At 63.2% G+C, this 19,857-nt stretch carries 23 protein-coding genes; 12 read left to right on the top strand and 11 right to left on the bottom strand.

Annotated elements, in window-relative coordinates:
- Positions 1 to 64 precede the first annotated feature (64 nt).
- From secY to M1E07_RS14540, 11 genes are all read left to right on the top strand, one after another.
- Entirely contained in the window at positions 65 to 1,375 is a 1,311-nt protein-coding gene (gene secY / locus M1E07_RS14590; RefSeq protein WP_461187376.1) for a preprotein translocase subunit SecY, read from the top strand.
- A gap of 5 nt (positions 1,376 to 1,380) precedes the next feature.
- Positions 1,381 to 1,950, top strand: a complete 570-nt coding sequence (locus M1E07_RS14585; protein WP_461190408.1) for an adenylate kinase — start codon at positions 1,381 to 1,383, stop codon at positions 1,948 to 1,950.
- A gap of 70 nt (positions 1,951 to 2,020) precedes the next feature.
- On the top strand, positions 2,021 to 2,848 hold the full coding sequence (gene map / locus M1E07_RS14580) for a type I methionyl aminopeptidase (RefSeq protein WP_461187375.1): 828 nt from the start codon (positions 2,021 to 2,023) through the stop codon (positions 2,846 to 2,848).
- Positions 2,849 to 2,975: 127 nt separating this feature from the next.
- Entirely contained in the window at positions 2,976 to 3,923 is a 948-nt protein-coding gene (locus M1E07_RS14575; protein ID WP_461187374.1) for a P1 family peptidase, read from the top strand.
- A gap of 172 nt (positions 3,924 to 4,095) precedes the next feature.
- Positions 4,096 to 4,317, top strand: a complete 222-nt coding sequence (infA, locus tag M1E07_RS14570; RefSeq protein WP_009358723.1) for a translation initiation factor IF-1 — start codon at positions 4,096 to 4,098, stop codon at positions 4,315 to 4,317.
- Positions 4,318 to 4,387: 70 nt separating this feature from the next.
- Complete coding sequence (rpmJ, locus tag M1E07_RS14565; RefSeq protein WP_009358722.1) at positions 4,388 to 4,501, top strand: 50S ribosomal protein L36; 114 nt, start codon at positions 4,388 to 4,390, stop codon at positions 4,499 to 4,501.
- Between the two features lie 185 nt (positions 4,502 to 4,686).
- Entirely contained in the window at positions 4,687 to 5,061 is a 375-nt protein-coding gene (gene rpsM, locus M1E07_RS14560) for a 30S ribosomal protein S13 (RefSeq protein ID WP_461187373.1), read from the top strand.
- 54 nt (positions 5,062 to 5,115) lie between these two features.
- Positions 5,116 to 5,517: a 30S ribosomal protein S11 gene (gene rpsK, locus M1E07_RS14555; RefSeq protein ID WP_018760435.1), complete on the top strand. Its 402-nt coding sequence runs from the start codon at positions 5,116 to 5,118 to the stop codon at positions 5,515 to 5,517.
- A gap of 131 nt (positions 5,518 to 5,648) precedes the next feature.
- Positions 5,649 to 6,659: a DNA-directed RNA polymerase subunit alpha gene (locus tag M1E07_RS14550; RefSeq protein ID WP_461187372.1), complete on the top strand. Its 1,011-nt coding sequence runs from the start codon at positions 5,649 to 5,651 to the stop codon at positions 6,657 to 6,659.
- Positions 6,660 to 6,730: 71 nt separating this feature from the next.
- Positions 6,731 to 7,318: a 50S ribosomal protein L17 gene (rplQ, locus tag M1E07_RS14545; RefSeq protein ID WP_461187371.1), complete on the top strand. Its 588-nt coding sequence runs from the start codon at positions 6,731 to 6,733 to the stop codon at positions 7,316 to 7,318.
- A gap of 32 nt (positions 7,319 to 7,350) precedes the next feature.
- Entirely contained in the window at positions 7,351 to 8,244 is an 894-nt protein-coding gene (locus M1E07_RS14540) for a tRNA pseudouridine synthase A (protein WP_461187370.1), read from the top strand.
- Here M1E07_RS14540 and M1E07_RS14535 read toward each other — a convergent pair.
- On the bottom strand, positions 8,241 to 9,908 hold the full coding sequence (locus M1E07_RS14535) for an ATP-binding protein (protein ID WP_461187369.1): 1,668 nt from the start codon (positions 9,906 to 9,908) through the stop codon (positions 8,241 to 8,243). The two genes, M1E07_RS14540 and M1E07_RS14535, sit on opposite strands and share 4 nt — an antisense overlap.
- A 254-nt stretch (positions 9,909 to 10,162) precedes the next feature.
- Between M1E07_RS14535 and M1E07_RS14530 the strand changes: the two genes are divergently transcribed.
- Positions 10,163 to 10,957: a response regulator transcription factor gene (locus M1E07_RS14530; RefSeq protein ID WP_461187368.1), complete on the top strand. Its 795-nt coding sequence runs from the start codon at positions 10,163 to 10,165 to the stop codon at positions 10,955 to 10,957.
- 49 nt (positions 10,958 to 11,006) lie between these two features.
- Here the strand turns inward: M1E07_RS14530 and M1E07_RS14525 are convergent, their stop codons facing one another.
- The 10 genes from M1E07_RS14525 to M1E07_RS14480 all read right to left on the bottom strand — a co-directional run bounded on the left by M1E07_RS14525 (position 11,007) and on the right by M1E07_RS14480 (position 19,846).
- Positions 11,007 to 11,471, bottom strand: coding sequence for an Hpt domain-containing protein (locus tag M1E07_RS14525; protein ID WP_461187367.1), 465 nt, complete (start codon positions 11,469 to 11,471; stop codon positions 11,007 to 11,009).
- Positions 11,472 to 11,564: 93 nt separating this feature from the next.
- Positions 11,565 to 12,449, bottom strand: coding sequence for a type II secretion system F family protein (locus tag M1E07_RS14520; RefSeq protein ID WP_461187366.1), 885 nt, complete (start codon positions 12,447 to 12,449; stop codon positions 11,565 to 11,567).
- A gap of 7 nt (positions 12,450 to 12,456) precedes the next feature.
- Entirely contained in the window at positions 12,457 to 13,389 is a 933-nt protein-coding gene (locus M1E07_RS14515) for a type II secretion system F family protein (RefSeq protein ID WP_461187365.1), read from the bottom strand.
- Position 13,390: 1 nt separating this feature from the next.
- Positions 13,391 to 14,950: a CpaF family protein gene (locus tag M1E07_RS14510; RefSeq protein WP_461187364.1), complete on the bottom strand. Its 1,560-nt coding sequence runs from the start codon at positions 14,948 to 14,950 to the stop codon at positions 13,391 to 13,393.
- On the bottom strand, positions 14,951 to 16,138 hold the full coding sequence (locus M1E07_RS14505) for an AAA family ATPase (protein WP_461187363.1): 1,188 nt from the start codon (positions 16,136 to 16,138) through the stop codon (positions 14,951 to 14,953).
- Positions 16,135 to 16,911, bottom strand: a complete 777-nt coding sequence (gene cpaB / locus M1E07_RS14500; protein ID WP_461187362.1) for a Flp pilus assembly protein CpaB — start codon at positions 16,909 to 16,911, stop codon at positions 16,135 to 16,137. Before cpaB ends, M1E07_RS14505 begins: the two co-directional genes overlap by 4 nt.
- Before the next feature lie 42 nt (positions 16,912 to 16,953).
- On the bottom strand, positions 16,954 to 17,979 hold the full coding sequence (locus M1E07_RS14495; RefSeq protein ID WP_461187361.1) for a pilus assembly protein TadG-related protein: 1,026 nt from the start codon (positions 17,977 to 17,979) through the stop codon (positions 16,954 to 16,956).
- Positions 17,967 to 18,353 carry a TadE/TadG family type IV pilus assembly protein gene (locus M1E07_RS14490; protein WP_461187360.1) on the bottom strand — a complete coding sequence of 129 codons (387 nt, stop codon included), beginning with the start codon at positions 18,351 to 18,353 and terminating at the stop codon, positions 17,967 to 17,969. Before M1E07_RS14490 ends, M1E07_RS14495 begins: the two co-directional genes overlap by 13 nt.
- Before the next feature lie 91 nt (positions 18,354 to 18,444).
- Positions 18,445 to 18,696, bottom strand: a complete 252-nt coding sequence (locus tag M1E07_RS14485) for a Flp family type IVb pilin (protein WP_461187359.1) — start codon at positions 18,694 to 18,696, stop codon at positions 18,445 to 18,447.
- Between the two features lie 271 nt (positions 18,697 to 18,967).
- Entirely contained in the window at positions 18,968 to 19,846 is an 879-nt protein-coding gene (locus tag M1E07_RS14480) for a type II secretion system F family protein (RefSeq protein ID WP_461187358.1), read from the bottom strand.
- Positions 19,847 to 19,857 lie beyond the last annotated feature (11 nt).

Below are 19,857 nucleotides of genomic sequence, written 5' to 3'. Positions count from 1 at the left end.
TAGACTCGGTTGTTGGGATTCATAGATCCCCATCACACCACTCTTAATACCACCAGGAGGACGCTTGCTTAGCGCATTTGGCCGGGCCTTTCGCACGCCTGATCTGCGACGCAAGTTGTTGTTCACGCTGGGAATCATCACCATCTTCCGCTTGGGTGCCTTCATTCCCTCGCCAGGTGTGGACTACCAGAATGTCCAGCAATGCTTGCAGAACGGTCAGACCGCAGGTGGCCTGTACCAGCTCGTTAACCTGTTCAGCGGCGGCGCGTTGCTCCAGGTGTCCATCTTTGCCCTCGGCATCATGCCGTATATCACGGCAAGCATCATCGTCCAGCTGCTCCGGGTGGTCATTCCCCGGTTCCAGCAGCTTTACGAAGAGGGTGCGTCGGGGCAGTCCAAGCTGACCCAGTACACGCGGTACCTCACCATCGCCCTGGGCCTGCTGAACGCCACCACCCTGGTTTCCCTGGCGCGTTCCGGGCAGCTCTTGCCCGGCTGCAACCTGCCGATCATCCCGGACAGCAGCGTCATCACCACCATTCTGATCATCATCACCCTGACGGCCGGCACCGGCCTGATCATGTGGATGGGCGAGCTGGTCACCGAGAAGGGCGTGGGCAACGGCATGTCCCTGCTCATCTTCACGTCCATCGCCGCCACGTTCCCCACCTCCCTCGGCGCCATCTGGAGCTCGCAGGGTCCCGGAACGTTCTTTATGGTCCTCGCCGTGGGTCTGTTGACCGTGGCCCTCGTGGTGTTCGTTGAGCAGTCGCAGCGCCGCGTGCCCGTGCAGTATGCCAAGCGGATGATTGGCCGCCGCACTGTGGGTGGTACCAGCACGTACATCCCCATCAAGGTCAACATGGCCGGCGTTATCCCGGTGATCTTCGCTTCGTCCATGCTGTACCTGCCGGGCCTGATCTCCCAGTTCAACCAGCCGCGGCAGGGCGAACAGCTCCAGCCGTGGGTGGAATGGATCAACAACAACCTGGTCCGCGGTGACCAGCCCATCTACATGGTGCTTTATTTCGCCATGATCGTTTTCTTCACCTACTTCTACGTCGCGATCACCTTCAACCCTGAAGAGGTCTCGGACAACATGAAGAAGTACGGCGGCTTCATCCCAGGTATCCGCGCCGGCAAACCCACCGCGGACTACCTGCAGTACGTGCTTTCCCGGATCACCCTGCCTGGCGCCCTGTACCTGGGCTTCGTGGCGCTGATTCCGCTGGTGGCACTGGTACTGATCAACGCGAACCAGAACTTCCCGTTCGGTGGCACCTCGATCCTGATCATGGTGGGCGTTGGCCTGGAGACCGTCAAGCAGATTGATGCGCAGCTACAACAACGTCACTACGAAGGGCTTTTGCGATGACGAGAATGCTGATTATTGGACCTCCGGGTTCCGGAAAAGGAACGCAGGCGGAGCGGATCTCGGAGCGCCTCGGCGTTGTGGCGATCTCCACCGGCGATATCTTCCGTGCAAACGTAAAGGGCGAAACGCCGCTTGGCATTGAAGCCAAGAAGTACATGGACGCCGGCGACTTCGTTCCGGACAGCGTGACCAACAAGATGGTGCGCGACCGGCTCGGCGAGGCCGACGTCGAAAGCGGCTTCCTGCTGGACGGCTACCCCCGCACCACCGCGCAGGTGGACTACCTTGACGAGATCCTCGCCAAGGGCGAAGAGAAGCTCGACGTCGTCCTGCAGCTGACTGCCGACGACGAGGAACTGGTGCACCGGCTCCTGGGCCGCGCCAAGGAGACGGGCCGGAGCGACGACAACGAAGCCGTCATCCGCCACCGGCTTGACCTCTACCACGAGCAGACCGAAGCCGTAGTGGCCAAGTATGCCGAACGCGGCATTCTCACCCAGGTGGACGGCATCGGCCCCATCGACGAGGTCACGGACCGCGTAATGCAGGCCATCAAGGCCGCTCAGGCAGCCTGATCCAGGCAAAGCTTTTCCGAGGCTCCTCCCGGTAAACGGGAGGAGCCTCAGCCATTTGAAAGGAAACACCATGGCCTTTGGCCAGCCCCGCATCGAATACAAGACCAACGCCCAGATGCGCACCATGCACGAGGCAGGCCTGGTCCTCAGCCGTGCCCTGGACGCCGCCGTTGCAGCAGCCGTCCCCGGAGTCACCACCAAGCACCTTGATGACGTTTTCGCGGCCGTCCTCAACGAAGCCGGCGCAAAGTCCAACTTCCTCGGCTACCACGGCTTCCCGGCCACCATCTGCACCTCGGTGAACGAGGAGGTGGTGCACGGCATCCCCGGCAGCCGCATGCTCCACGACGGCGACATCATCTCGATCGACGGCGGCGCGATCGTCAACGGCTGGCACTCGGACTCTGCCCGGACCGTCATCGTGGGCACTGCCGACCCCGAGGACCAGCGCCTCTCGGACGTCACCCGGGCAGCCATGTGGCGGGGTATCGCGGCACTGGCCAGCGGCAAGCACGTAGGCGACATCGGTGCAGCCATCGACGACTACGTGTCGTCCGTCCCGGGCAAACCGCTGGGCATCCTCGAAGATTATGTGGGCCACGGCATCGGCTCGGAAATGCACATGCCGCCGGACGTGCTGAACTACCGCACCAGCCACCGCGGTCCCAAAATACGGCCGGGCCTGTGCCTGGCAATTGAGCCCATGCTGGTGCGCGGCAGCATCGACACCGCCGTGCTGGAGGACGACTGGACCGTCGTCACCACGGACGGCCAGCGTTCCTGCCAGTGGGAGCACTCCGTGGCGGTCCACGACAAGGGCATCTGGGTGCTTTCAGCGCCCGACGGCGGCGCGGAGCACCTGGTGCCCCTCGGTGTCACCCCCGTACCGATCCCGTAAGGACGCGCACTGTCCCCTGCGACGCGCAAAGTCCCTGGCGACCCCCGAATGAGGGTGTCGCCAGGGATTTTCTGCGTTGGCGGAGAATATCCGCGTCGCCAGCGAGGGGAAGGGCACAATGGGTGCCATGGGAACAATCACCGACGTGCCAGGCATCCGGATTGGCCACGTACAGAAGGCCGACGACGGCTGGCTGAGCGGGGTGACGGTGGTCCTGCCGCCGCCGGGCACAGTTGGTTCGGTGGACGTCCAGGGCGGCGGGCCGGCCACGCACGAAACTGACGCTCTCGACCCCACCACTCTGGTCAGCGCAGTGGACGCCGTGGTGCTCACCGGCGGGAGCGCCTACGGCCTTGCCTCCGCCTCCGGTGCACAGCGCTGGTGCGAGGAAAACAACCGGGGGTTCGCAGTGCCCGGGGGAGTGGTGCCGATCGTCCCGGCCGCCGCGATCTTCGACCTCGGCCGCGGCGGCGACTTCTCGGCGCGCCCGACGGCGGACATGGGCTACGCGGCCACCGTCGCCGCCGCGGCACAACCGGAAGGGCACGACGTCGAATGCGGCAACGTGGGTGCCGGCACCGGAGCGGTCATCGCCAGGACGTACAAAGGCGGATTGGGCAGTGCATCGATCACCCTCGGGAGCGGTGTTGTTGTCGGCGCGCTGGCTGTTGTGAATGCGCTGGGACTGCCGGTTGGCACATCGACCCAGAGGGCTTCGGCCGCTGGGGCGGAAGCCGCCGACGGTACGCCGCCCCTCAACACCACCCTCGTCGTCGTTGCCACCAATGCGATTTTGGACGTGGCCGAGTGCAAGAGGACGGCCTCGGCCGCGCATGCTGGAATTGCCCGCGCATTGAACCCGAGCCACACGCTGGCCGATGGGGACATCGTCTTTTCCCTCGCGACGGGGGCTGTGCACCTGGACCGGACCGACGAAGCTGCCCGGCAGATCAGTCTGATTACGCTGCAGAGTGCGGCAGCCGACGTCGTACGCCTGGCCATTCTGGACGGCGTGGCCAGTGCGCAAGCGGTGAGCACTCCGGCCGGGGATTATGGTGTGTACGCCGCCGAGTAGGTTACCATTGCCGATTTAACTTTTACGGCGATACAGAGTAGTGTTGTTTGTTGGTTGTCTGGACTGCCACGCCCTTTTGGGGCCTGGAACTGACAATCGATCCAACAAAAACGTTCGTGGTCATGCCCGGTGCAATCCGGCAGGACTGCGGCAACAACAGTTAGCGGAGGGTATGGCCAAGAAGGACGGGGTCATTGAGATCGAAGGCGTTGTGACCGAGGCGCTGCCTAACGCGATGTTTCGCGTTGAGCTCACCAACAAGCACATCGTACTGGCACACATCTCTGGAAAGATGCGTCAGCACTACATCAGGATCCTCCCGGAGGACCGCGTAGTGGTGGAGCTGAGCCCGTACGACCTCACCCGTGGTCGTATCGTCTACCGCTACAAGTAAATTGCTGGGCGGCTTCAGTGCAAGCTGAGCGCCGCTCCAGTTGACCAACTGTTACACGCAAAGGAATGCCATGAAGGTCAAGCCGAGCGTCAAGCAGATCTGCGAAAAGTGCAAAGTGATCCGCCGTAATGGCCGGGTCATGGTGATCTGCGAGAACCCGCGCCACAAGCAGCGCCAGGGCTAATTTCCTTCCCTGAAGGAAATCCTGGGTTGCTAACCCACGCAAGTAAATAAAGGCAGCACAAGCTGATCTGGAACATTTAGCTCGAAAGAGTCCGGACAGCTAACCCCCGGTCGGAGGCCGGGGCCGCACAGAACGTGCGGGTGTACTGCTTACGACCTCCGGTTTATTCAAGGAGCACTGCCACTATGGCTCGTCTCGCTGGCGTAGACATTCCCCGCGAAAAGCGGCTGGAAATTGCGCTTACTTACATCTACGGCGTGGGCAAGACCCGTGCACACGAAACCCTGGCTGCCACTGGCATCAGCGCTGACGTTCGCGTCAAGGACCTGACTGATGCACAGATGGTTGAGCTGCGTGACTACATTGAAGGCAACTACAAGGTTGAGGGTGACCTTCGCCGCGAAGTAGCAGCAGATATCCGCCGCAAGGTTGAAATCGGCAGCTACGAAGGCCTGCGCCACCGCAAGGGCCTGCCCGTACGCGGACAGCGTACGAAGACCAACGCCCGTACCCGCAAGGGCCCGAAGCGCACCGTCGCCGGCAAGAAGAAGGCCCGTTAAAATCCCGTCCGGGATTAACGGTACTTTCCCCAATAACTTTCTGTAGGAGAAATAATGCCCCCGAAGACTCGTGGCGCGGTTCGCAAGCCGCGTAAGAAGGACAAAAAGAATATCGCGCTGGGCCAGGCGCACATCAAGAGCACGTTTAACAACACCATCGTTTCCATCACGGATCCGAGCGGCGCTGTTATCTCTTGGGCTTCCTCTGGTGAGGTCGGGTTCAAGGGCTCACGCAAGTCCACCCCGTTCGCAGCCCAGATGGCTGCCGAAGCTGCTGCCAAGCGTGCTCAGGAGCACGGCATGCGCAAGGTTGACGTTTTCGTCAAGGGACCGGGTTCCGGACGCGAGACCGCGATCCGTTCGCTGCAGGCCGCAGGCCTCGAGGTTGGCTCCATCCAGGACGTCACCCCCGCTGCGCACAACGGCTGCCGCCCGCCGAAGCGCCGCCGCGTCTAAGGCTTTCGACGCCGCCTGAGCTTGCCCGGACCGTTGATGGTCCGGGCAAGCCCAGCGCGTTAAGTCTTCAGACCGAATTTCCACCACCTGTGTTGCGTCATATAGCGGATGCTCGCCGAAAGGAAACCTAAGTGCTCATTGCACAGCGCCCCACCCTCTCCGAAGAGGTAGTCTCCGAAAACCGTTCGCGTTTCATCATTGAACCGCTGGAACCGGGCTTCGGCTACACCCTCGGTAACTCCCTCCGCCGTACCCTGCTCTCCTCCATCCCCGGTGCCGCTGTAACCAGCATCCGGATCGATGGCGTGCTGCACGAGTTCACCACGGTTCCGGGTGTCAAGGAAGATGTCACTGAGATCATCCTGAACATCAAGAGCCTGTCGGTCTCCTCTGAGCACGATGAGCCGGTTGTTGCTTACCTGCGCAAGCAGGGCCCCGGAGTCGTCACCGCCGCGGACATCGCTCCGCCGGCCGGCGTCGAATTCCACAACCCGGATCTGCACATCGCCACGCTGAACTCGAAGGGCAAGTTCGAACTCGAACTGACCATCGAGCGCGGCCGCGGCTACGTTTCGGCAGCTCAGAACAAGGCCGGCGACGCAGAGATTGGCCGTATCCCGGTCGACTCCATCTACTCGCCGGTGCTGAAGGTTACTTTCCGCGTGGAAGCAACCCGTGTTGAGCAGCGCACCGACTTCGACAAGCTGATTGTCGACGTCGAGACCAAGCAGGCCATCGCCCCGCGCGATGCCGTTGCTTCCGCAGGCACCACCCTGGTGGAGCTCTTCGGTCTGGCACGTGAGCTGAACACCGCAGCTGAAGGTATCGAGATCGGCCCGTCACCCACCGACGCTGCCCTGGCAGCCGACATGGCCCTGCCGATCGAGGATCTGGACCTCACCGTCCGTTCCTACAACTGCCTCAAGCGTGAGGGCATCCACACCGTGGGTGAACTCGTTGCACGCTCCGAGGCTGACCTGATGGACATCCGCAACTTCGGTGCCAAGTCCATTGACGAGGTCAAGGCAAAGCTGGTTGAACTGGGCCTGTCCCTCAAGGACTCGCCTCCCGGTTTTGACCTCGCAGCACGCGCCGCAGCAATCGAAGAGGACGACGCCGCCTTCGGCGACGACGAACTCTAAACCAGACCTTGGCCGGCGGGCAGGCACCATGGTGTGCACAGCCCACGGCTTCCATTTGAGGAGAAACAATTATGCCTACCCCCACTAAGGGTCCGCGCCTCGGAGGCGGCCCGGCTCACGAGCGCCTCATGCTCGCGAACCTGGCAGCAGCACTGTTCGAGCACAAGCGGATCACCACCACGGTGACCAAGGCCAAGCGCCTGAAGCCGTACGCAGAGCGCCTGGTGACCTTCGCCAAGCGTGGCGACCTCGCTTCCCGCCGCCGCGTCCTCGGCCTGATCAGCAACAAGGGCGTCGTCCACGAGCTGTTCACCGACATCGCCCAGGCTGTGGAGAACCGCGACGGCGGCTACACCCGCATCACCAAGATCGGCAACCGCAAGGGCGACAACGCTCCCATGGCTGTCATCGAGCTGGTCCTTGAGCCGGTTTCCGCCAAGCAGGCTGTTGTAGCCGAGGCTACCGCGGCTGCCAAGCGCGACGCAGACAAGGCTGCTCCGGCTGCCGAGGAAGCTCCCGAGGCTGAGGTTGCCGAGACCGAAGCTGCTGAGGCTCCCGCAACTGAAGAAGCCGCAACTGAAGAAGCTGCTACCGAAGAGGCTCCGGCCGCCGAGGAAGCTCCTGAGGCTCCGGCTGCTGAAGAGAAGGACGCGAAGTAATTCGCTGACTTCCTTCGCATAGACTTAAGTCTATGAACGACCAAAAACCCGCGGCCCCCGTTTTGGGGGGCGGCGGGTTTTTGCGTATCCGGCTTGATGTGTCGTACGACGGCGGCCCCTTCAGCGGGTGGGCATTGCAGCCAGGACTTCGGACGGTCCAGGGCGTCCTTGAGGAGGCGCTGCACCTGCTGCTCCGGCGCCCGATCCGGGTGACCGTTGCCGGCCGCACCGATGCCGGCGTGCACGCCCGCGGCCAGGTGATCCACCTGGACCTGACGGACGCCGAGTGGCAGGGACTGCCGCGCGGGCACGAACTTGAGCCCGCCGTCGCCATGCTCCGCCGGATGCGCGGGGCGCTGAGCCGGGTGCTCGGTGACCTTACCGGGGCAGTGGAGGTGCACCGGATCTCCCTGGCGCCCCCCGGCTTCGACGCACGCTTCTCCGCGCTCTGGCGGCGCTACAGCTACCGCATCGCCGACGGCCCCGCCCGGTGGGATCCGCTCGGCCGGTACTCCACGCTATGGCACAAGAACCCACTGGACGTTTCGCTGCTGAACGAGGGTGCGTTCAAGCTGCTGGGGCTGCAAAACTTCCTGTCCTTCTGCAAACCCCGCGAGGGAGCCACCACCATCCGCGAGCTGCAGCGCTTCGAGTTCGTTCGCGGGGAAGACGGCGTCATCGTGGCCACCGTCCAGGCTGACGCTTTCTGCCACAACATGGTGCGCGCCCTCATCGGCTCCGCGCTGTACGTGGGGGAGGGCGTGGAGGAGCCGGGCTGGCTTCACGAGCGGCTGCTGGCGCAGAAGCGCGACGCCAAGTCCGTGCTGGCGGCGCCGCACCCATTGGTGCTGGAGGAAGTGGCTTACCCGTCCGACGACGAGCTGCTGGCCCGTGCGGAGCTCACGCGGGCGCGTCGGGCCCACTAGAACGACGGCGGCGGGCCTTCCGCCGGCAGGGTCAGGGTGAAGGTGCTGCCTTGCCCCTGGCCGCTGGCGCAGGAGATCTTCCCGCCATGGCGTTCTACGATCATTTTGGTGATGGACAGGCCCAGCCCGGCTCCGGCGATGGCCGCGCCCTTGGCGGACTCCGTCCGGTAGAAACGATTGAAGACCCTGGCGGTATCCTCGCCGCTGATTCCCATCCCGGTGTCGCTGACGCTGAGCTGCACCCACTCCTTGGTGCTTTGGGCGCTGATGCTGATGCTCCCGCCGTCGGGAGAGTACTTGATGGCGTTGGACACGAGGTTGTCCAGTGCCTGCCCGATCCGGAGCGGGTCCGCGTAGGCCCACAGGGGCGAGGGAACATCGGCTGTAAGCGAGATGTTCGCATGCTCCGCCTGGGCCTGCGCGGAACCGATGCTGGTTTCCACCAGGCTGGCCAGGTCCGTCCGCTTCGGGTGGACGTTGAGTGCAGCGGACGCAGAAGCCGACAGGTCCGCCACGAGCGCCAGCAGACGCTCGGCGTTCCGCTGAACCACCAGCAGCCGATGGGCCACCTGCGGCGGCAAGGCGGCGACGTCGTCGAGCATCAGGTCAATGTTGCCGATGATGGAGTTCAGGGGGGACTTGAACTCGTGCGTCACGTTGGAGACAAGCTCCTGGTTCGCGGCCAGCGCCTCCACCCAGCCGGTGACGTCACTGTAAACGACTACAGCACCGGTGAGCTGGCCGTCCTCGCTCACCAGCGGCCGGGCCGCCGTCGTGATGGCCCGCTGCTCTGCTCCCTCCCCGGCCCACACGAGGTAGTCGGCAAAGGATTCGCCGGCGATGGCGCGGCTGATGGGACGCTTCTCCGGGGGCAGCAGGGTCCGCCTGTCCTGCCCGAAGATGAGCTGGTGGCCCTGGCCGGGGACGGCGTCGTCGGCGTGGGTGGCCTGGCGGAAGTTCCGTTGCCTGTTGTTGGACACCAGGAAGTGGCCGGAGCGGTCGACGGCGGCAATTCCCACGTCGGTGGCGTCCAGGACCGTCATGAGCAGCTTTTCACGCTCCCTGCTCTCGCGGAGCAGCTTCCGGAGCTCCCTGTCCTTCTCCGCCAGCTCGCGCTGCTGCAGCCGGACGTGGACGCTGGCGAACCTGATGGCCAGCGACACGGCGAGCGTCATTAGGGGAAAGAGGAAGGTGCTGGTGACGTCCGAGGCGGTCAGGTTGGGGAATCGTCCTGCCAGCGAGGGAACCATGATGAGCATGGGGCCGAAGAAGCTCAGGACCAGGCTGCTGCGGGTGAGCATGCCGGAGGCGGAGAGCCAGATAACGGGGAACACCGCCAGCACGGCCAGGCCCGGCAGCAGGGGAGCTGCCCCGTTCCGCAGCAGCCCGATCGCCACGAAGTCCAGGATGGGGATCAGGAGGTAGGGGCGGTGCATCAGCCGTTCCCACGGGACGAGGAGGCAGCTGAGGAAGAGGGCGCCGGACAGGAATATCCCGGTCAAAAAGAGGGGGCTGTGCAGCAGCGTTGGCCAGGCAAACGGGGTGGCGATTGCAAGGGCTGCCACGATCAAGGTCAGGGGCAGCTGGCACAGCGCAACCTGCCGCCTCGGCCCGAGCCGCTGGAAGAAGCGGGCGGGCCCGCGTGGAAAAAGCCGCTCAGCCATGGAGCCTGCTCGGGCCGATGCGGATCTTCACGTGAATATCTGCCGCCTGTGCGTACGAATTTCTGCCGGGCAACGGAGCACATCCTTGCCGGCTCGTAATCCACATGCTTGTCATAATAATTGACTTTTGAAATGCAATGTTGAAAAGGATGTCATGACCCACGCTTACTTGTAGCGTATAAAGGGTTGGAGCGGGTATGAGCATTGGCGCTGGGCTAATGGGGGGGCCATAACCGCCTGGCTCAGGGATAGTAATGGACGATCTTGGTGTTGCTGTAGTAATTGAAGATGACGCCGACGTGCGCAACCTCCTTGAGGGGGTATTGAGCCAGGCCGGCTTCGAGGTGCATACAGCGGTTGACGGGCGGGCCGGAGTGGAAGTGGTCCGGGACAAGCAGGCCAACGTGGTGACCCTGGACATCGGACTGCCGGACATCGACGGGTTCGAAGTGCTGCGCCGGATCCGCAATTTCAGCAACGCCTACGTAGTGATGCTGACCGGCAGGACCGAGGAGCCCGACCTTTTGTCCGCCCTTAGCGCCGGTGCCGACGATTACATCGCCAAACCATTCCGGCCCCGCGAGCTGAGGGCACGTGTGGCGGCGATGATGCGCAGGCCTCGGCACGAAGTCAACGGCCACCAGAATTCCGCGCCATCCGCGTGGGGAGCGGCGCCCCCTGTGGCAGTCGCGGTCCGGCCTGAGGACTCCGCCGTCCTGCATCACAACGGCCTGGCCCTGAACCACCGGACGCGGACGGTGGACATCAAGGGGGAGCCGCTGGGGCTCACCCGCAGCGAGTTTGACCTGCTCCACGTCCTCCTCCGCGGCCGCGGGGCTGTCTGCACGCGGGCCGACCTTGTCCGTGCGGTCCGCGGCGAGTTCTATGACGAGGACACCTACATCAGCGAAGCCGACGAACGCGCCGTCGAGGTTCACATCGGCAACCTGCGGCGGAAGCTGAAAGAAGATGCGGTCTCGCCTCGCTGGCTGCAGACCGTGCGCGGCGTTGGTTACCGGCTGGCACCGAGCAGGCCGGACGCCAAGTAGGCCGGACGCCAGGAAGGGCGGACCAAAGCCTGGCGCCGGGCGGGGAAGGCTAGCCGTTTTTGAGGATGTACGTGGCCTGGAGTTCGGACACTGTCTGGCCGCCGTCCTGGGCAACCCGCTCCATGAGGACCTGGCCCTGGCCAAATTCACCCTGGCGGATCAGCACCTCCAGCAGTTCGGCCAGTTTCGCCAGGCGCACTCCACCCACCATGGCGGAGCTGATCTTCAGGCTGATCACCGCATCAAGTGCTGACTCACTGTCCTGGCTGGCCACCGCAGCAGCAAGCCGCGAGCAGCGCTGGTCCCACATGGCGGCGTAGTCCCGGGCGAAGCGCTGGGCGAGTCCGGAGCCGGCAAGCTCGTCTTCCAACTCCTCCAGCACTGCCGCATCAACCAGCGGCAACAGTCCGGCCCCCGCCTGCGAAAGCCCGGAACCGGTAATTGCTGTGATCCCGGACTGCGGTGGTGTCGCAGCTGCGCTCCTGTCGCTGGAGCCGGGATCTGGACTGTGCATTCTTCAAGGCTACTTCCTGGAATGAGTCGGTCGTCTTATTTCGCATGATCCTGTGTAAACCTTGAGGGATGCCTGCAGCGGGACCATGGGGTCCTACTGACCGCTGAATGTCTCAATGGTGTTGATGACTGCTGGCCCCAGAATTGCAATGAACAGCACCGGAAATATGAAGAAAAGCAACGGAAACAGGATCATAACGGGCAGCTTCATGGCCTTTTCTTCGGCCCGCTGACGCCGCTTGACGCGCATCACCTTCGCCTGGACCCGAAGGACCCGGCTGATGGCGATGCCGTAGGTGTCCGCCTGCACCACTGCCTGGACGAAGCTGCGCAGTTCCGGGACGTTGGTCCGCTCGGCGAGGGCGAGGTAGGACTCGCGGCGGCTGCGGCCCACCTGCATGTCCTGCAGGGTCCGTACCAGTTCCTCCGCCAGCGGGCCTTTGCCGTTCTCCCCAGCCCGGGCCATGGCGCCTTCGAAACCAAGGCCGGCTTCCACCGAGATCAGCATTTGATCGAGGGTGTTGGCCAGTTCCAGTTGCATGACCTTCTGCCTCTCCTGCCCTTTGCTGTACAGGAGCAGGTCCGGAATGAAGTAGCCCAGGACCAGGACGAACAGCCCCACGAGCTTGATGATCGGCGTCGTTCCCACGGAACTCAGCCACAGCCCGATCAGGCCGCCCAGTAAGCCAAGGGCAGGCTTGGCCGCCAGGACCCGGCCCAGGGGAAGGTTCGCCGGGCGGCCAGCCAAAGAGAGCAGGTGGTCCAGCTTGTGCACGTAGCCGGCGGGGGTGAGGCGGCGGCCGATCTTTTCGAGGAAGCCGCTGCTGCTCTTCTTCTCCACCTCGGCGCGGTGGGCGCCACGGGACAAAATGTCGCGGGCAACGGCCTGGCCCTTCCTGTCGACAGAAAGCACGGACCAGGCGAGATAAGGGAGCGGCAGGCAAATCAGCAGGAGGGCGAGGGCTATCAGAGGGCTCATCGTAGGCTCAAAACTTCAGGTCGATAATCTTGCGCATCCAGAGGCCGCCGATGGTCATCATGATGATCGAGGCGACGATCATGACCCACCCCAGCACCGTGGAAGTCATCTTGTCCATGTAGCCCGGGCTGACTACCATCAGCATGGCCACGATGCCAACGGGGAGTGCCATCAGGATGTAAGCGGAAAACTTTCCTTCGGCTGCGAGGGACTTGATGTGGCCTTTGATCTCGTTGCGCTCGCGGATGGTTTCGTTGACCTGGTCCAGTACTTCAGCCAGGTTGCCACCCACTTCCCGGTTGATCTGGATGGCCTGGCTGATCCAGACGAAGTCTTCACTCTGCATGCGCTCTGCAGTGTCGTTCAGCGAAGTCAGCAGGTCCCGTCCCAGGCTGGTTTCCGAAACGATCCGCCGCATCTCTTCGGATGTGGGTGCCTGGGACTCATTCGCTGCGGCGTCGATGGCCCGGAGGATGCTGTGGCCGGCACGGAGGCTGCCTGAGAGCAACTGCAGGGTGTCACCCAGCTGGTCACCAAACTGGGCGCGCCTCTTTCCGGTGAGGATGCCAAGCACCAGTTGGGCTGCGAAGGGCGCCGCGATCACCAGAAGGATGGCAAGCAGGGGGCCGGCGACGACCAAGCCCATCAGCCCGCCCACGAAAGCGCCGATCATCACCAGGAGCAGGAAGTCCGCCTGGCTCAGCCGGAGGCCTGCGTTTTCGAGGCTCTCCCGGTTGAAGAAGCGGACATTCCTCTTGGCGAGAAACTGCTCGATTCCCTGGACGGCCTGCCCGGCGAAGCGCGTCAGTTGCGAGTCTGACTCCGTTCGGAATGGCTGGCGGCGGTCCAGCGGCAGGGCCGGCGTGCGGGGGATCATCACAGTTACGCCTGCCAGGGCGATGGCGGCGATGACGAGGATGATTCCAATCGTGAGGACCACGTCAGACCCTTCCGCTGGAGGCCAAAGGGGCGCCGAAGACGCCAGCGGAGACGTGGATCCCCATGTCTTCAAAGCGGTCGATGAAGCGCGGCCGGATGCCGGTGGGGATGGGTGAACCGAGGAAACGGCCGTGCTGGTCCAGGCCCGCCGAATAGTCGAACACGAAGGCGTCCTGGAGGGTGACGATGTCGCCCTCCATGCCCTGGACCTCGGTGACGTGGGTGATGCGGCGGGTACCGTCGCGGAGACGGGAGATCTGAATGATCAGGTTGACGGCGGATGCGATCTGCTCCCGGATGGCCCGGAGCGGCAGGTCCATACCGGCCATAAGCACGAGGGTTTCCAGCCGCGCGACGGCGTCGCGGGGGGAGTTGGAGTGGACAGTGGAGAGTGAACCGTCGTGTCCGGTGTTCATCGCCTGGAGCATGTCCAGGGATTCTCCGCCGCGGACCTCGCCCACCACGATGCGGTCGGGCCGCATACGCAGCGAGTTGCGGAGCAGTTCACGGATGGTCACTTCGCCTTTGCCCTCGGTGTTCGGCGGCCGGCTTTCAAGCCGCACCACGTGGTCCTGCTGGATCTGGAGTTCGACGGCGTCCTCGATGGTCACGATGCGCTCATCGGCCGGAAGGAACGATGACAGAACGTTGAGCAGCGTGGTCTTGCCGGTGCCGGTACCGCCGGAGACGATGATGTTGAGCTTGGCTTTGACGCAGGCGTTGAGCAGTTCGGCCATTTCCGGGGTGAGGGTGCCGAAATCGATGAGGTTCTGCACCGTCAGTGGAACCTTGCTGAACTTACGGATGGTCAGCGAAGATCCGCCAACGGCCAGCGGAGGAATGACGGCATTGACGCGGGAGCCATCTTCCAGGCGCGCGTCAACCAGGGGAGACGATTCATCGATGCGCCGCCCCACTTTGGAGACAATCCGTTCGATCACCTTGCGGAGGTGTTCCTCCGAGCTGAACCGGGACTCGCTCAGGGTCAGCGTTCCCTTGCGTTCGACATAGATCTGGTCCATGCGGTTCACCATGATTTCGGTGACCGCCGGATCGTCCAGCAACCGCTGCAGCGGACCGTAGCCGAGGACGTCGTCGGCGACGTCTGCGACGAGGCGGGAACGCTCGTCCACGGTCAGCGGAACCTGCTCCGCGTCGATGATGCGGATGAGTTCCTCGCGGGCCGTGCTGCGCAGTTCCTTTTCGGTAATGGTGGAGTCGTTAAAGCGGGCTCCCATCCGCTCGAAAAGGGCGGTCGCCGCCCTTTGTTTGAGGGCCGCAAAGGCATCCACCGGCTGTTGGGTTCTCGGCTTGAAGACCTCGTGCTGCACAGCGGACGGCTGGGCAGGCTTGACGGCCGGCTCGTGGGGCGCTGGTTTGGCCTGCCGTAGGTTACTCGAAGGCGCAGGAGCCGTGGCGGCCCCAGCCTGGGCCGCCTTCGGCGCTAAGGCAGGAGACGTTGGGGCCGGAGGGGGCGCGCCGAAGGAGGCCACAGCCGTAGTTGGGGCGGCGGCAGGTTCGGACTTTGCCTGGGCAGCCTGGATGCGCTCGGACAGCTTCATCTAGACCACCACCCGGCGGTGGTTTTGCCGCTGGCTCTTGGGCGAGGAGCTGAAGCGCTCCACAAGCTGGGTAAGGCCCTTGACGGCGGGATCCCTTTTGGCATCCTGCAGGACGGGAACGCCACGGTTGGTGGAGAACGCCACGGCACGGGACCGCGGGACGCTAACGTCGACCGGAGCACCGATAGTGGATTCGATGTCCTGGACGGAGAGCCCGCACTTGGCGTCCGCCATGTTCAGGACCACATGCCGTCCCTCGGGCAGGATCTCGAGCTGGCGAAGGATGTCCAGTCCGGAGCGCAGGCCGCGGACGCTGGGGATGTCCATGGCGCTCACCCAAACGACGTCGGTGCAGGCCTCCATGGCCGCCAGCCCTATTTCAGGCAGGCCGGGGGCGGTGTCCACAACAACGTACTGGAATTCCTCCGCCAGCTGTTCCAGCAGGCGGGTGACCTGCTCAGGAGAGATGTGGTCGGCTTCGACCGGGTTATCCGGTGCGCACAGGGCATAAATGCTTGAGGGATGCACGGTGAGGAATGCCTTGAGCACCAGGGTGTCCTGGCTGGCAGCGGGGGAGACCGCATCGGTGACGGTGTGCTCCGGGCTGAGGTAAAGCCCGGAGGCAACATCACCGAACTGCAGGTCAAGGTCCACCACTACTACGCTCATCGGCGCCACTTTGCCGAGGCCTACCGCGAGATTTGTCGCGATGGTGGTCTTCCCGACGCCGCCTTTGGGGGAGAAGACGCCGATCACACGTCCCCTGCTGCTTTGGGCCTGCTGCGGCTGGCCCGCGCGGTGGCGGCTGGCGAAGGACTGGCAGGCGCGCTCCAACAGCACCCGCAGCTGGGCGGGGTCGCCGGACGGACTGAGAATGTCCCGGACACCGGCGCGCATGGCCTGAAGGATAAGCTCCGGGTCAGGTTCGCTGACCAAAAGAACCGTAAGATCCGGCACCTGGACGTCGAGCACGGTGGCCAGGCGGAGCGCCTCGTCGATGGGTACATCCGGTCCCAGGATAAGGACCTCGGGCTGCTCCTGGTTGAGTTGCGCGAACAGGTCGTAGGGGCCTGCGGGCAGGACGTGCGTGAAGAATGTCTGCACACCCCCTTGGAGGCCACCAGCCACGGCCTGCCTCAGGCGGCTGTCAAAATCCGTGTTGGGTGTTATTAGGACGAAGCGGCTCACTTGTAGACCTCGGTCCGCTCAATGATCCGGGGGCCGCTGTCGGTGGCGTTGGTGGGCTCCTTGCTGAGCCACATTTTGGCGTACTCTGCGGCGAAGACGATTTTGGCTGCGTCAACATCGCTGACGGCAACAGTAAGCATGAGGGAGCCGGTTGGCAGGGTGGTGTCCTTCGGGTCGGCCGCGTTCGGGTCCGCGCTCGCCGTCGGCGCAGGTGCGGCCGCCGGCGCTGCCTCGGGCGCCCGCTGGACGGCTGTAACGAGCGCCTTGCGGACGGTCAACTTGGTGGTTTCCTTGTCAGCCCGGGCCTCTAGGGCGCCGGAATCGAAGGACACGAAGATGCCGACATGGTCGCCAGGGGCGAGCCGCCCGCCTACCACGCGGTCCGGTTCCAGCTGGAAGGACACTTCCTGGAGGCCGGCTGGAACTTTTACAGATCCTGATGTCTTAAGCTCCTCGGGAGCGACCAGGCGCTCGGCAACCAGTTGTTCGCCGGGGACGAGGTCGACGGCGGCCACCTTGCCCGTTGAATCTGCAAGGGATGTGAGGGAGGAGTCGGTCACTGCGGCTGCCGGAAGCTGCTCCGTGGCCAGCGAGGCCGTCATCGATTCAACGGGAGTGCCCGCGGGGATCGCCGTCTTCACCACCAGGACCGCCATTGGCTCGAGGTCCTTGACCGCCCGCTGGTCCGCGCCCTGTGCATAGGAAATAATCAAAAACGCACCGACGATGGCGAGGACTGCCGCTGCCACTCCTGCCAACAACCGAGACTTCACGAACTGCTCCTGGGGTTTTTGATTCTACGGAACTGCATTGGATTAGCTGGTGAGTTCGACGACGGTGGCGCCGAATGTGCTTACTGGGCCTAGCTTGTAGCCGTCCGCCAGGGAGACATACTCAACGAAGCTGCCGATGATGCCTCGGCAATTGCCCTTGCACTGCAAATCTATGTCGGGTGAAGATGCACTGTTGTAGACCAGCGGAAGCTTATCCGCGCCGCTGAATGCCCATCCCTGCACATTGAACGAGGCGAAGGCCAACAAGTCATAGGAGGCTCCGGAGCCCGTTCCGCTAACGTCTTCGTATACCGGCAGTAGTACAGTCACGGTTTTCCCGGCGCTAATGTCGGCAGCCCACTTGTTGAGCACCGCATCACAATTGGAGGGCCCGTCGTTGCCTGTGTCGCTGCCGCTTTGATTCACGGCCAGGTTTACCAGGCCGCCACATTGTCCACTGTTTTGGACGATCCAGCCGAAACCTCCAGGAACCGTCTTTCCCGCAGGCCCAAGCGGACAGTCTGCGTTGGCGTTAGCGGAATGGTTCTGCAGCAATTGCGTGCCACCACCCACCATCCCGGAAACCTGGCATATCGAAAATGCCAGCGGGAAGGGTGTGGTGCCCTCGACAGGGCTACCCCAACGTACGCTCGATGATGCTGATACCTTGGAAGTGGGAAAGCCCAACACCCCGGCGAAGAACATGGACACGCTGTTCGTGGTGGTGCCGTTTTCTTTTGCCCCTGCTGTCACCTGGACGGTGCGGCCGGGCTTATCGAGAGCGATGGCCTTCACATTGCTGAGGCTATCCAGGGCGTTCTGGTTGGCCAGTTCTGCCGCCAAGGGTGATGTTGCCGAACAGTTTGTGTCGGCTTCATTCTTGGCGCACTTTTGGGCCACCATCAACGCGGCCGCATCTGCGCCGTTCTGCAGCTGGGCGCGCTCCGAGTAGAGTTTGGCGACATCAATTGAGATGGCCGCGAAACCGAGTAGCACCACCATGAGTATGGCAACGAGGACGGCTATTCCGCCCCGTTCATTGTCAGCACGGGATGCTATCCGCCGCACAGCATTGTTCCTGTCCCTGTCATGGCGAACGGTCCCGCAATGCCCGTCATCGTGCTGAGGTTGTACCTGATGGTCACCGTGGATTGCGAGTTTGTGGGACAGCCCGAAGTCCCCGCTGTAAGACTGAAGGTGATATTGCCGTTCTGAAGGGCCGGGCTGAAGTGCAGTGCTGCGTTCTTTGCCGCCGTACGGGCAGTGTCTTCGTTTTTTGTGATTGCCAAGCTGCGGGCACCCTCACGGGCAGCGTTTGTCAGTGACATCTGGACGTTGTAAGCGCGGCCAAACTCCATAATGCCGAAGACCAACATGATGAGGATTGGTACCAGAAGGGCAAACTCTACGGCGGCTGCACCCCGCTCGGATTCCCCGTACATGCTATGCCCTTCCACACGGCGGTTTACTCGGAGAAACTGAGTAGCGGCGGCTCGATCGCCGCCGCTACTCTTATGCGTCACAGAGCCTTTATTACGTTGGGTAGACGCAAGACCCCACAACCTCTGAGGAAGTATCGGTGGCCTTTGCCCCGGCCGTGTATTTCCCGCCGCCAACGCTGCACTGTACCTCCTTGAATGCAGCGTTCAAGTTGCCGCCAATGAGGCTCACGGCGACGACGATAACGACGGCGATGAGGGCGACCATGATGCCGTATTCGACGGCGGTGGCGCCTTTTTCATCGCGGCGGATGCGGGCAGCGGTGTTGGAGAAGAAAGCAAGCATTTGGGACTCCTGAGCGAGTGGGGGGAAAGCTGGTCTGTCACCAGCTCTGTAAATAGGATGCAGTGCGATTTCCGCTCAGGGCGCGGAATTTGCCACTTCCTGCGCCAAGCCTTCCCAAGCTTTGTATTTCCTGCGGCTTCACTGCGCCAACCTTGCATTTTGCAGGCTCTTTCCGGCGCACAAAGGACCCCCTCAGTTCTGGGATCCGAGGGGGTCCGGTCTTTGTGTTGCCGTCAGGCCGGCAACGGGGACTGCGCTGCTCCGGCCGTAATCAGCTGCTGAAAATGGAGATAATGCTCATGACCGTGGGGCCGAGAACCACGATGAAAAGAGTGGGCAGGATGAAGAAGATGAGCGGGAAGAGCATCTTCACCGGCATCTTCATCGCATGTTCTTCGGCGCGCTGCTTTCGCTTGATGCGCATGTCTCCCGCCTGCGCCTTCAACACACCGGCAATGGCCACTCCGTACGTATCGGCCTGGACAACCGCCCGGATAAAGCTGCGGACATCCGGTACATCAACGCGCTCTGCCATTGCGAGATAGGCGTCCTTACGGGAGAGCCCTACCTGGATGTCCTGCAGGGTCCGGACGAGCTCTTCAGCCATCGGGCCCTTGCCGTTCACGCCAGCCCGGCCCATTGCTGCTTCAAACCCCAAACCTGCCTGGACGGAGATAAGCATCTGGTCCAAAGCCGTCGGCAGCTCCAGCCGAATCGCCGCCCGGCGCTTCTGAGCACGGTTACGCACCAGCAGATCCGGCGTGAAGTAACACAAGGCGGCAATCCCCAATATTGCCAGGAAGCGGGGAGCAGAAGGAGAACCCGCAAAATACACAAAACCTACTACCGCCCCGGCAAAGGCCAGGAGCGGTTTGACCATGATGAGCCTGGCCAGCGGCCAGTCCTTCGGGCGTCCTGCACCTGCCAGTTGCCTGTCCAGCCAACCGGCGTAGCCCTTGGGCATGATCCGCTGGCTTGCCAGCGCGAGCTTTTCGTTGGTGCTGAGCGCGGCACCCTTCGCCTTGGAGGTCCTGCCGAGGTTGGCTTGGACATTGCGAAGGCCGGCTCGGTCGCCAGTGAAGGCAAACCACGTCATGACCGTCAGGGGAGCGATCACGGCCAGGATTGCTGCATATGCAAGAGGTTGCATAACGGTGGCTC

It is taken from the genome of Arthrobacter sp. Z4-13 (assembly GCF_054792705.1).
This window is presented reverse-complemented; position numbering and strand designations above follow the sequence as displayed.